We start from the raw sequence: 13,161 nt of genomic DNA, 5'->3' as shown, positions 1-13,161 counted from the left end.
GGAAGATTCTCGCTCATGGAGCAGCGTTCCATGAATCCAGAATCTGTTCAAGTTGCTTTTCCGACTCCCCGATTGTCCCATTGTTGTAGATGACTGCGTCCGCTCCGCGCTCTTTTTCGGATATCGGGAGCTGGGAAGAAATCCGTGCCCTGGCATCTTTCTCAGTGAACCCGTCACGCTCCATCAGCCGTTTCAGCTGTGTTTCTTCACTGACCGACACAACGAGTATCTTGTCCGCATAATGCTGGAGCCTGCTTTCAAAAAGGAGTGGAATGTCCATCACCACAGTGCGGGCTCCATTCTCGAAGTGTCTGTCGCGCTGCCGGAGCATTTCCTGCCGGATCGCGGGATGCACGATATCATTCAACTTTTTCCGTTCTGAAGGATCGTTGAAAATCCGTTCTCCCACCGCAGCTCTGTCCATCGTCCCGTCTTCGAGGATCACCCCGTCTCCGAACGCCTGACGGATCTCTTCAAGTGCCGGCTGTCCCGGCTCGACGACAAACCTTGCGACCAGGTCCGCATCCACAATTGGGAATCCCCTCTCCCGGAGCATTTTGGAGACTGTGCTTTTGCCGCTTGCGATACTTCCGGTCAATCCGATAATCATCGTTACACCTCTTTCAATGCTGGCATTTCGGGCAATAAACCGATGTCCGTCCCCCGATTGTCATCCGCTTGGTTTCGGCACCGCAGCCGGGACAGTTTTTCCTCCCGTACATGCGCAGCCTTTCTTGCATGTTTCCCGCTTCGCCGTTGATATTCCGGTAATCGGAGATGGAACTGCCACCTGCCTCGATGGCCTCCGCAAGCACCTTTTGTATTTCATGGAACAAGCTCTCCAGACGGAGCATGCTGATCCTGCCCGTTTTACGGCCAGGATGGATCCCGGTGCGGAACAGCGCTTCTGTTGCATAAATGTTCCCGCAGCCCGAAATCACTTTCCCATCCATGATCGTTTCCTTGATCGGCTTGCCGGCATATTTCGGCGTCTTGCACATACTCAAAAAATGTCCCGCGGCCGTTTCATCAAACGGCTCGGGTGCCATTGTGAGGAGCGGAGGATGGTCGGCTTCTTCACGGATCAGGCGGAGCTCGCCGAACCTGCGAATGTCCGCGTAAACAAGCAGGCCACCATCCTCCATCGCGAATATGACATGGATATGGCGGCGAAATTTGTCTTCCGCCACTTCACCGGTTTCACGAACCGCGAACCAGGCCCCCGACATCCCGAGGTGGCTGACAAGCAGATGCGGTTCCCCGTCTTTCTCAAGATGGAAATAAATATATTTGCTTCTCCGGGTGACATTCGTTATCGTCATCCCGCGCAACTGTCCGGCAAATTCTTCCGGTGAACTATTTTTCAGGATGGCTTCTTTCGCCTCAGATTTGGATCTGATTATCGTGTCGGAAACCTTAATGTCCCGGATTGTCCGACCGGTTGCGGCCGGTGCGAGCGACCGCACGACCCCTTCTACCTCCGGCAATTCCGGCATATTTTTCAGCTTCTTTCTTTATTGGAGTGACAATTGTGTTTGTCATTATTTAGTATCGTACCAGGATGAGCCTGATTCTGATTCCACTAAAAGCGGAACATCCAGTTCCAGTGCCGATTCCATCACTTCGGGTACGATTTGCCCAAGCTTGTCGAGCTCTTCTTTTGGACATTCAAAAATCAGTTCGTCATGCACCTGGAGCAGCATGCGCGCCTGCAGGCCTTCCTGCTCGAGCCGCTTGTCCATCTCGACCATCGCCTTCTTGATAATATCAGCAGCTGTGCCCTGGATCGGTGTGTTCATCGCTGTCCGTTCGGCAAAACTGCGCAGATTGAAGTTCCGGCTGTTGATATCAGGCAGGTAGCGCCGGCGGTTTAGCAGCGTAGTGACAAAGCCTTTTTCCTTTGCTTCTGCCACCGAGGCATCCATGTACTGTTTGACGCCGGGAAAGCTGGCCAAATAACGGTCGATGAATTCTGCGGCTTCTTTCCTCGTGATGTTCAGGTTCTGTGAAAGGCCGTAATCACTGATGCCGTAGACAATCCCAAAGTTGACAGCTTTCGCCGCGCGGCGCATATCCGGTGTCACATCCTGCGCTTCCACGTGGAACACATCACCCGCTGTACGGGTGTGGATATCCTCTCCCTCCCGGAATGCAGCAATCAGCCGCTCGTCTCCAGACATATGGGCAAGTACACGCAATTCGATCTGGGAATAGTCTGCTGCGAGCATCACCCATCCCGGTTCCGAAGGCACAAACGCTTTCCGGATCTTCCTGCCTTCTTCGATTCGCACCGGGATGTTCTGCAGATTGGGATTGGTGGAGCTGAGACGGCCTGTCTGGGTAAGAGCCTGCTGATAATACGTATGGATTTTACCGTCCGCATGGATTTCTTTCAGAAGCCCTTCGATATAAGTCGACTGAAGTTTGCCCAGCTGGCGATACTCTAGAATCTGGTCAATGATCTCATGCCGGCCGCGTAGTTTTTCCAGCACATCCGCCGCAGTGGAATAACCGGTTTTTGTCTTCTTGATCGCCGGCAGCCCCATTTCTTCAAACAGGATCACGCCAAGCTGTTTGGGAGAGTTGATGTTGAACTTCTGTCCGGCCATTCCGTAGATCTGTTCTTCGATGGCTTCCAGTTTGCCTGCAAGATCTGCCCCGATCTCCTCCAGGATGCCCCGTTCGGTCCTGACCCCGGTGGCTTCCATTCGGCCTAGAATAGTCGCGAGCGGAATCTCAAGATCCCGGTACAGTTCGTACTGTTTGTTTTCCTTGAGGCGACCCTCAACGGTGCTCCGAAGACGGTAAACGGCCAGTGCCTTTCTGCTCGCATGTTCCGCTACAGCTTCCCGGGCCGGGACCGCCCGCTTTGCGCCTTTTCCGTAGATGGCCTGGTCCTCTGAAATTCCCGTGAAACCGAATTCTCTTGCAGCTGAAGAAGCATCGGTCAGCGAAACAGAAGGATTGGCGATATAAGCCGCAAGCAGGAGGTCAAAGACGATCCCGTCCGCCTTCATCCCCAGACGGGCGAGGGCCGCCAGGGAGGCCTTCGCGTCCACAGTCAGTTTTTCCATCGATTCATCCGAGAGCCATCCGGCAAAACGCCTGTCCCCTGCCAGGTTTTCCATAGGAATAAATACGATCTCTTCCCCGTCGGAAAGCGACACCCCAAGAATATCCGCTGTGTGGTAATGTTCGTCGGACAGCTCCACGTGGAAAGCGATTCCGCTTTTAAGGAGAGCATCAGGAACTTGTTCCAAAATCTCGAAGCGGATTTCTTCTGCTTCTTCGGGTTCCGGTGCCGTTTGGGCCCCGTCCGCCTTCTCGATCAGCGTCCTGAAATTCAGTTCGCGGAACACCGGGATGACCTGCTCCATGTCCGGACCCGGGTAGTTGAGATCGCCGATACCGATCTCGATCGGCGACTCGGTGTTGATGGTGGCGAGCTGCTTGCTGATCTTCGCAAGTTCTTCGTTTTCCGTGAGCTTTTTCTTCAGCTTTTTTCCGCTTACTTCGTCAATGCCCTCGTAGACAGCTTCAACCGTGCCGAACTGCTTCAGCAGCTTGATCGCCGTTTTTTCACCTACACCCGGAACACCCGGAATATTATCGGAAGCATCACCCATAAGCCCTTTCATATCAATGATCTGCTCAGGTTGCAGGCCATACTTCTCCATGACATGGTCCGGCGTGTATGCTTCAATATCGGTCATCCCCTTACGGGTGATGAAGATGGTCACTGCATCGTCTGCCAGCTGCGTCAGGTCCTTGTCTCCGGTGATGACGACTGTTTCCACGCCGGTCTGGGCAGCTTCGCGGCTCAGCGTGCCGATAATGTCGTCGGCTTCATAGGACTCCAGCTCATATTGTCTTATATTGTAGGCATCCAGCATTTTCCTGATATATGGGAACTGCTCGGACAGCTCGGGCGGTGTCTTCTGCCGGCCGCCTTTGTACTCTTTATATGTGCTGTGGCGGAACGTGGTCTTTCCGGCGTCCCACGCGACCAGCATATGGGTCGGTTTCTCTTCTTTCAGGATTTTCTCCAGCATCATCGCAAAACCGTATACCGCGTTTGTATGCACACCCTGATCATTTGTCAGAAGCGGCAATGCGAAAAACGCCCGATAGGCCAGGCTGTTCCCGTCAAGGAGCAGCATTTTCTGCTTGGTCATTCCGGTCCCTCCATCCGCAAATAAAAAACGTCGTCTCTCTCCATCTTACCACAGGGGCAGGACGGAGCTGAAACGACGTGATGAGGCTTATTCAGTGAATCCCGAAAGGACTCTGGCGTAAGGCGAATCCGACGGAATGACGATCATTGTTTCATCCCCGATCGTCTTTTTGTACGATTCCAGCGTGCGGTAAAGTTCATAGAATTCCGGGTCCTTAGAGAAGGATGTGTTGTAGATGCGGGCAGCTTCAGCTTCTCCTTCTGCCCGGATCACTTCCGCTTCCTTTTTGGCACCGGCAAGAAGCTCCTGGACTTCACGATCGGTCTCGGCTTCAATCCGGCGCTTTTCCGCATCCCCTTCCGAGAGATAGGTCTGTGCAGTGGATTCGCGCTCCGAAATCATCCGGGTGTAGATGGACTGTTCGTTTTCCGGCGGAAGGTCGATCCGCTTCATCCGCACATCGGTCACCGCGATCCCGAAGTTCCCCGATTCAAGCAGTTCATTTACCCGGTCGGTCACTTTGTCGTTCAGATTGCCCCGGGAAGAGTCTTCATCATTGACGATGCTGGTGTAATCAAGTTGGCCAAGCTCCGAACGCACGACGGAGTAAATGTATTCTTCCATGCGTGCTTCCGCATTGACAATATTACGGGCATTGTTGATCATCTTTTTAGGGTCGGTGATGCGCCACACCGCGTAGTTATCGATGATCATGCGCTTTTTATCCTTTGTCGTGATCTCAGCCTCGGACACATTGTAGGCCATCTGATTCTTCGGCAGCATCGTCACGCTTTGGAGGAAAGGCACTTTGAACTTGACGCCTGGGTCCGAGTCGATCCGGACGATTTCACCGAACTGGCGGACAACCCGGTACTCGTTTTCTTTCACGACGTACACATTGGCGATGACAATAAGCAGGAGTGCAAATACGATGGTGAACGCAATGGCAGGTTTGATGAACTTCCGGAGTTCAACAGGCTGCTTCGGTTCTTTGGGCCCCTTCGGTTTTTTCGGGCGTTTTTGTCCGAAGAGATTCTTCGGATCGCTGCCGGCCGCATTTCTCCGGGCCTGCTCCTGACGCTGGCGCTCCTGAAATTTCTCTTCGATGCTCTTGAACGGATTGTTTTTATTGTCCATCGCCGGCGCCTCCTTCCTCTTGGTTGCCTTCTCCTGCCGCCGGAGGCGCAGGCTGCTGAGGCGGCTGGATCGGCAGGTATTTCACAGTTCCTTCATTATCGTTCATGATATAGATTTTGGCGCCCGGCAGTACCTGCTCCAATGTTTCAAGTATCAGGCGCTGGCGGGTGATGTCCTGGTTGTTCCGGTACTCCTCATAAAGCTTGTCGAATACCGCGACATCCCCGTGCGCCTGCTCAATGCGTGAGGTCCGGTCTCCCTGTGCCCTCGAAAGGATGGCATCCAGTTCCCCTTGGGCTTCGTTCTTTTTCTGGTTTTCATATTTGTTCGCCTGGTTGATCTTTGTGCTCTTCGTCTCCCGGGCATCGGTGACCGCCGTGAACGCGGACCGTACCTCTTCGTTCGGGAGTTCGACGTCCTGAAGCTTGATCCCCTGGATGGATATGCCGATGTCATACTTATCTATAAGGTTGCTAAGGAGGTCACGCGTTTCCGCTTCGATCTCCGCTTTGCCATCCGTTAGTGCATCATCAATCGGTGAAGATCCGATGATCGAGCGGATTGAAGCCGCCGTGGCATCATGAAGCAGTTCCCTTGGGTCTTCCGCATTGAACAGATACTTTACGGGTTCTGTAATCTTCCACTGAACAACGAGATCGGCAAGGACGATATACTCGTCACCCGTGATCATTTTTGTCTCCTTGTCGTAGGAGATAAGATTGCCGTCGGCGTCCTGGTTGTATCCGAATGTCGTACTGAACGTCTCTTTGGACAACTTCTCCACTTTCTGGACCGGCCACGGAAGCTTGAACTTCAGGCCGGACTCAGTGATCGTTTCATCCGCCTTGCCGAACGTGATGATGACAGCCTGCTCACCCTCATCAACGGTATACCAGGTGGTAAACGCGAGGATGAGGAGGACAAGACCGGCGACCGCCATGCCGGCGATTGTCAATATTCGCTTTACGCTCATGTCCGATTCTCCTTTTTGGGTTTATGTATAGTTTCTATACGGTTAAATATGCCATCCGGTTTCAACATTTTTCAGAGTCCGGCAAAAAGCGGATATAAAAACCCCCCATCTGCTCGTTACCATGCGGAACGGGACGGGGAGATTTCTTTATCTGTCATTTGTCTGCCAACGGAATGCTCACGGTGAATGTCGAGCCCTTGCCCGGCTCGCTTTCGACCGTAATCGTCCCGCCATGCAGATCCACCAGGTGCTTTACAATGGAGAGTCCGAGCCCGGTTCCCCCGGAATCCCGGCTCCTTGCCTTATCCACCCTGTAAAAACGTTCAAATAATCTGGGAAGCTCCTCAGCAGGAATGCCGATGCCCTGATCGGTAACGGAGATGGATACCATACTCGCTGTCTCGGCCGCCGTAACCTTAATGAGTGTTCCGGGCTTCGAGTAGCTGACGGCATTGGTCAGTAGGTTGACAAGCACCTGTACGAGCCGCTCCGGATCCGCTTTGATCAGAAGTTCATGGGGATAATCGACCTCAACTGTCATTTCCCGGTTTTTCAGCCTGCCGGAAATGGATCTCACTGAACGTTCGATGACTTCATTCACATTAACGGGCTGCAGCCGGAGTACATATCCTTCTTTCTCAATCTTGGATAGGTCCAAAAGATCTTCGATCAGCATTTCCAGACGGCCGCTTTCGCCATGGATAATCTCCAGGAACTGCATCGCTGCCGATTCATCTTGAATGGCTCCATCCATCAGCGTCTCCGAAAAACCTTTGATCGAGGTGACCGGTGTCCGCAACTCATGGGAGACGTTGGCGACGAAATCTTTTCGGATCTTCTCCAGCCGGATAAGTTCCGAAATATCGTGCATGACGACCACAATGCCGAGCCATCCCCCATGCTTGTCGATGACAGGTGCAGAATACACCGCCATCGTGCGGATACCCGTTTCCGCAATGATATCAATCTGTTCGGTAACCGGCTTTTCCCTGATGGATACCGTATCAATAAGGATGACGAGGGCTTCCGGAAGCGCTGCCGCTTTGTAGGGGAGGCCGATTAAGCGGTCATCATCCTTGCCGATTTGGTTGAGGAAAAAAGAATTGGCCATGGAAATTTCAGAATTTCTCCCGATCATAAGCAGCCCGCTCCCCATGTTTGCGATCAGGGTCTCCAGACGTTCCGCCTCCGTCTCCCGCATCGACTCCATCTCCTGAAGATTCCGTGCGAGCGCATTTACCGCGGTAACCATGCCAAGCTGTGTGCCGGGTGCCGTCCATCCGGCCCTGGCCGAATAATTCCCCTTTGCGAGTTCCATTGTAGTAGCCGTCACCAGGTCGATCGGACGGATATACCGGTCAGTAAGCCGATGGAAAACAATGACGGTCACGATGAATGCCACTGTGAAGACGATGACAATAAGCCGGAGAAACTGTACCGGTGCCACTCCCGGATCTTCACCCTCTATTCTCTGACGGAGCTCTTCCCGCTCACTGTTTTCCATCGCAATTCCCATCTCATCCAAGTGCCGTACAATCGACTCAGATTCTGAACTGCTTTCCTGGAGCTGCAGGATAGGGAATGTCTGACCGAGTACAATTGCCAAGCCGCCAAGTGTAAGGGCCATAATGAGGGTGAATGCCAGGAACAGCTGCCTCTGGAGCGATTTCATCCTTCCTGTGGACCCTCGAATTTATAACCCGTTCCCCGGATGGTCTTGATGAAAACGGGACGTCTGGTGTTTTCTTCGATCTTATCGCGCAGGTGGCTGATATGTACGTCGACGATTCTCGTATCTCCAGCGAAATCATAGTTCCAGACCGCACTCAGCAACTGGTCCCTGGACATGACACGATTCCGGTTTGACATCAGATGGACAAGAAGCTCGAATTCCTTAGGTGTAAATTCAAGCGGTGTGGAACCTTTGTAGGCCTCAAATCGCTCAGGAAATACTTTTAGCGGACCCGATTCATAGATCGATTCTGTAGTTTCGCCATCTGTGTCCGCTGCAGGTCCGCGTTGTTCAGACCTGCGAAGGACTGCCTTGATCCTCGCCACAACTTCCCTGGGGCTAAATGGCTTGGTCATATAGTCATCGGCGCCAAGTTCCAGGCCCAGGATCTTTTCCAGTTCATCCGATTTTGCGGTGAGCATGATGATCGGAGTCTCTACACCTCTCTGCCGCAATGTACGGCACACATCCATACCATCCATCTTCGGCAACATCAGGTCCAGTACAATCAGATCCGGGTTTTCCGCTTCCGCCTTTTGCAGACCTTCTTCACCGTCTGCCGCAGTGATCACTTCATAGCCTGCCTGTTTCAGGTTATATTCCAAAAGCGTCAGGATCGGACGCTCATCATCTACGACGAGAATTCGTTTCATGTTCAACCATGCCTCCATCAGCTGCATCGAGCGCTGTAATTTCCGTATTTTCTTCCGCCATCGAAGGGATCTCAGCCAGCAGCTCGCCGGCCATCACTTTACGCAGATTCTCGTCTTCCGCCTCTACACGGACCCGTGCAGTCCGGGAAAAAAGGTCCACTTCGGCGAGGACGAGATCAAAAGTCACCGTTGACCCGTGCCAGGCAGGTTCCGGAAACTTGAACTGCTGTTCCAGCACTCGTGATCCCGGACCGGGAAGATGCCTGGAAACGGCAGCAGTGACAATGCCTGTCAGCATCGTTGCCGGGACGACCGGCCTGTCATAGCCTGCTGCCGCTGTGAAATCATGCTGGATGTAAAGCGGATTGCTGTCATTGGTAAGACCGAGATACAAGAGGAGGTCCCTGTCCTCCATCTTCTCGATGATTTTCAGTGATTCCCCTTCGGTCAGCTCTTCGGCCGGACGGATCCGGACACGGCGCCGGTTGAATAACAATCGAATCTCCCCTTTGGCGGTGTAGTCGGCGGTTGACAGAAATAATCCGCCTCTCTGTTAACTTTCAATATTCCTATTATAGCATGGACTCTGACGGTGTCGTACACAGGCGGCAAAAGAGCTTGCAGAGACCTTCGAAAAAGTCTCATATGCCGAAAAGAGCCGCCGCTATATCCATATTGGAATAGCGACGGCTCTATTATTAATGATTGGTTTCCGGCAGCCTTTGGAAGGCCGCTGCATTCCGGAGTTTCGGGCACATGCCCTGCACCTCCGATTATTCCATCGCCTTCATGACGTTTTTTACTGATGCTGCTGATTTTTGGAGCAATTCTTTTTCATCTTCGGCCAGTTCCAATTCGACGACTCTTTCGATGCCGGCCGCTCCGATCACAGTCGGCACTCCCATGTAGATCCCTTCCATTCCGTACTCGCCCTCCAGATAAGCAATCGAAGGAAGTACCCGCTTTTGGTCTTTCAGGATCGCTTCCGCCATTTCGGCAAGAGAGGCTGCGGGAGCATAGTATGCGGATCCGTTCCCCAGCAGGTTAACAATCTCGGCTCCCCCTTTGCGGGTCCGCTCGACGATCTCTCCGATCCGTTCAGCAGGCAGGAGCGTTTCAAGAGGAATGCCTCCAGCGTAAGAATAACGGACCAGCGGAACCATGTCGTCACCATGTCCTCCCAGGACGAATCCGGTGACATCCTTGACCGAAAGATTCAATTCTTCTGCGACAAACGCCCGGAAACGTGCCGTGTCGAGCACGCCAGACTGGCCGATGACACGTTCTTTCGGGAGACCGCTCTCCTTGAAAACCGTATAGGTCATTGCATCCACCGGGTTTGTCAGCACGAGGATGATGGTGTCGGGAGAATGCGCGATCACTTCTGAGGTAACCGCCTTCATGATTTTCCGGTTAGTCTTGACGAGATCGTCCCGGCTCATCCCGGGCTTCCTTGCCATGCCCGCCGTGATAATGACCAAGTCCGATCCTTTTGTCTTGCCATAGTCTGAAGTTCCTGTGATCCTGGCATCAAAACCCAGGACAGGAGCAGCTTCGGCCATATCGAGCGCCTTTCCCTTAGTCGGGTTTTCCATGTCTGGGATGTCGACAAGAACCACATCCCCCAACTCTTTCTGGGCAAGAAGAAATGCTGTTGTCGCTCCGGTGAATCCTGATCCTATTACTGAGATTTTTCTGCGTCTGATGGTCATTGTATCTTCCTCCTTTTGAAACAGGTCTGCTTTCGGCGAAATTTCAGCATGAAAAAAGAGAGGAGCCGGGGCTCCTCTCTTACCATTTCCCGTTATTCAGCCGAAAATGCCTGAACAGATCAAAGGTTTTTGATCAGTTCATCAGCAAACTCGGAAGCTTTAACTTCTGTCGCACCATCCATCAGACGCGCGAAGTCGTAAGTGACGACTTTCGATTCGATCGTCTTCTCGATGGAAGTTGTGATGAGGTTTGCCGCTTCGTTCCAGCCGAGGTGCTCGAGCATCATGACGCCGGACAGGAGAACCGAAGACGGGTTGACTTTGTCGAGGCCCGCGTATTTCGGTGCTGTACCGTGTGTCGCTTCGAAGATCGCATGGCCGGTCTCGTAGTTGATGTTCGCACCAGGTGCGATACCGATGCCGCCGACCTGCGCAGCAAGCGCGTCGGAGATGTAGTCGCCGTTCAGGTTCATTGTCGCAACGACGTCGAACTCTTTCGGGCGTGTCAGGATCTGCTGAAGGAAGATGTCGGCAATAGCGTCTTTGATGATCAGTTTGCCGGCAGCTTCAGCATCGGATTGTGCTTTGTTCGCAGCATCCGTGTCTTGCTCTTCCTTGATCTTGTCGTACTCGTTCCAAGTGAAGACCTTGTCGCCGAACTCTTGCTCAGCCACTTCGTAGCCCCAGTTCTTGAACGCGCCTTCCGTGAACTTCATGATGTTGCCCTTGTGTACGAGTGTGACAGACTTGCGGCCTTCTTTGAGTGCGTACTCGATCGCAGAGCGGACGAGGCGCTTCGTGCCTTCTTCGGAAACCGGCTTGATGCCGATACCGGATGTTTCAGGGAAGCGGATGTTCTTGACGCCCATTTCGTTTTGGAGGAATTCCACAACTTTGTTTACTTCATCTGTACCCTGCTTGTACTCGATGCCGGCATAGATGTCTTCAGTGTTTTCACGGAAGATGACCATGTCTGTATGTTCAGGGTGCTTGACCGGCGAAGGAACGCCGTCAAAGTAGCGCACTGGACGCACGCATGCGAACAGGTCGAGTTCCTGGCGAAGTGCGACGTTCAGGGAACGGAAGCCGCCGCCGATTGGAGTCGTCAGAGGACCTTTGATTGCGATGAGGTACTCGTCGATCGTTTTCAGCGTTTCTTCAGGGAGCCAGTTTCCTGTTTCGTTGAAAGCCTTCTCGCCTGCAAGCACTTCTTTCCAGACGATCTGCTTCTTGCCGTCGTATGCCTTCTCAACCGCTGCCTCGAGGACGCGGGAAGCTGCATTCCAGATGTCAGGGCCTGTGCCGTCACCGATGATGAACGGGATGACAGGTGCATCAGGTACGTTCAGTTTACCGTTGGATACTGTGATTTTTTCACCGTTTGCCATTGTAGCATTCCTCCTGATTCTATCTTCTTCACAAGTAGGGGACGGCGGATGCCGTCCCTATCATTGTACACTATTTCACATACAATTAGCGTTCGTTTACCGGAACATAGGATTGCATTCCCGGACCTACATACTCCGCACGCGGACGGATCAGGCGGTTATTCGAATATTGTTCGAGGATGTGCGCGATCCAGCCCGACATGCGGGACACTGCGAAAATCGGAGTGAACAGGTCGTGGTCAATGCCGAGCGAGTGGTAGACCGATGCCGAGTAGAAGTCGACGTTTGGAGGCAGGTTCTTCTGGCCCGTCACGAGTTCTTCAATTTGAGTGGACATCTTGTAGAGGTCTTCCTGCCCTGTGAGGCCGGTTAGCTTCTCGGACATTTCACGCAGGTGCTTCGCACGCGGGTCGCCCTTGCGATAGACACGGTGGCCAAAGCCCATGATCTTCTCTTTATTGTCCAGTTTTTCCTGGATATAAGATTCAACCTTGTCCGGGGATCCGATCTCGGTGAGCATCTTCATAACCTGTTCGTTCGCGCCGCCATGCAGAGGTCCTTTAAGCGCGCCGATTGCTGCAGTCACGCCGGAATAGATGTCGGAAAGCGTCGCGACACATACACGTGCGGTGAATGTGGAAGCATTCAGCTCGTGGTCTGCATGGAGGACAAGAGCTTTGTTGAATGCTTCTTCTTCGATCGCTTCAGGCTCCTTGCCGTTCAGCATATAGAGGAAGTTCGCAGCGTAGCTGAGTTCCTTCTTTGGAGCTACCGGCTCCTCGCCTTTTCGGATGCGTGAAAATGCAGTGACGATTGTTGCGACTTTGGCCTGCAGCTCGATGGCCTTCTGGTAGTTCGCCTCGTCGGACATGTCTTCCGCTTTTTCATCATACAATCCCAAGAGCGAAATCGCCGTGCGAAGTGCTGTCATCGGGTGCACATTGTTGATCGGATAAGTCTTGAAGTGGTCGAGCACTTCCTGAGGCACAGCCATATTATCCGCAAGTTGCTGTTTTAGCTCGGATAGCTCGTCCGCTTTTGGCAGGCGTTTGTGCCAAAGAAGATAAACAACTTCTTCGAAACTTGCATGATTTGCCAGATCATCGATGTCATAACCGACATATGTAAGTGTATCGTCGATGATGGAGCTGATGGAAGACTGGGTAGCTACTACCCCTTCTAGTCCGCGTGTTGCAGTCATAGCAATCTCTCCTTTTTTCCCTGTAATGCCGTCATCCGGACATAAAAAAAACCGGAGTCTGGCCAATATTCAGCTTGTACTATCTGATTAAACGCTTACAAGAACATTATAATCATTTCTAACATTTTTGTGAATGGATATGCCTGATTTTCTTTTACTGCAGGCCAGAATCAGCAAAAAGAAGGCTAAA

At 52.6% G+C, this 13,161-nt stretch carries 11 protein-coding genes; all 11 read right to left on the bottom strand.

Translation table 11 applies throughout. The annotated features are described in order from the left end of the window. Positions 1-13: 13 nt before the first annotated feature. The 11 genes from coaE to citZ all read right to left on the bottom strand — a co-directional run bounded on the left by coaE (position 14) and on the right by citZ (position 12,971). Positions 14-610: a dephospho-CoA kinase gene (coaE, locus tag AC6CHQ_RS08000; protein WP_092051841.1), complete on the bottom strand. Its 597-nt coding sequence runs from the start codon at positions 608-610 to the stop codon at positions 14-16. Positions 611-623: 13 nt separating this feature from the next. Beyond that, the gene (gene mutM / locus AC6CHQ_RS07995) at positions 624-1,496 is read right to left on the bottom strand and encodes a bifunctional DNA-formamidopyrimidine glycosylase/DNA-(apurinic or apyrimidinic site) lyase (protein ID WP_251238423.1); all 873 of its coding nucleotides are present in this window, start codon (positions 1,494-1,496) and stop codon (positions 624-626) included. A gap of 45 nt (positions 1,497-1,541) precedes the next feature. After that, on the bottom strand, positions 1,542-4,175 hold the full coding sequence (polA, locus tag AC6CHQ_RS07990; protein WP_498081289.1) for a DNA polymerase I: 2,634 nt from the start codon (positions 4,173-4,175) through the stop codon (positions 1,542-1,544). 87 nt (positions 4,176-4,262) lie between these two features. After that, positions 4,263-5,312: a protease modulator HflC gene (hflC, locus tag AC6CHQ_RS07985; RefSeq protein WP_092051848.1), complete on the bottom strand. Its 1,050-nt coding sequence runs from the start codon at positions 5,310-5,312 to the stop codon at positions 4,263-4,265. Next, positions 5,302-6,285 (bottom strand): FtsH protease activity modulator HflK, encoded by a 984-nt coding sequence (gene hflK / locus AC6CHQ_RS07980; protein ID WP_498081288.1) that lies wholly within the window; start codon positions 6,283-6,285, stop codon positions 5,302-5,304. The genes hflC and hflK overlap by 11 nt, the downstream gene beginning before the upstream one ends. A gap of 154 nt (positions 6,286-6,439) precedes the next feature. Then, the gene (pnpS, locus tag AC6CHQ_RS07975; protein WP_432803562.1) at positions 6,440-7,603 is read right to left on the bottom strand and encodes a two-component system histidine kinase PnpS; all 1,164 of its coding nucleotides are present in this window, start codon (positions 7,601-7,603) and stop codon (positions 6,440-6,442) included. Between the two features lie 350 nt (positions 7,604-7,953). Further along, positions 7,954-8,670 carry a response regulator transcription factor gene (locus tag AC6CHQ_RS07970; RefSeq protein ID WP_092051857.1) on the bottom strand — a complete coding sequence of 239 codons (717 nt, stop codon included), beginning with the start codon at positions 8,668-8,670 and terminating at the stop codon, positions 7,954-7,956. Further along, positions 8,645-9,166, bottom strand: coding sequence for a MaoC/PaaZ C-terminal domain-containing protein (locus AC6CHQ_RS07965; protein ID WP_177168319.1), 522 nt, complete (start codon positions 9,164-9,166; stop codon positions 8,645-8,647). The genes AC6CHQ_RS07970 and AC6CHQ_RS07965 overlap by 26 nt, the downstream gene beginning before the upstream one ends. Before the next feature lie 277 nt (positions 9,167-9,443). After that, a complete protein-coding gene (gene mdh / locus AC6CHQ_RS07960; protein ID WP_092051860.1) occupies positions 9,444-10,382 on the bottom strand; it encodes a malate dehydrogenase in 939 nt (312 codons plus the stop codon). 119 nt (positions 10,383-10,501) lie between these two features. Continuing rightward, positions 10,502-11,770, bottom strand: a complete 1,269-nt coding sequence (gene icd / locus AC6CHQ_RS07955) for an NADP-dependent isocitrate dehydrogenase (protein WP_092051863.1) — start codon at positions 11,768-11,770, stop codon at positions 10,502-10,504. Between the two features lie 85 nt (positions 11,771-11,855). Then, positions 11,856-12,971, bottom strand: coding sequence for a citrate synthase (citZ, locus tag AC6CHQ_RS07950; RefSeq protein WP_092051866.1), 1,116 nt, complete (start codon positions 12,969-12,971; stop codon positions 11,856-11,858). Positions 12,972-13,161: the final 190 nt, after the last annotated feature.

This window comes from Bhargavaea sp. GQ12, assembly GCF_059758705.1.
The sequence above is the reverse complement of the archived record's forward strand: the minus strand, read 5'-3'. Positions and strand labels throughout refer to the sequence as shown.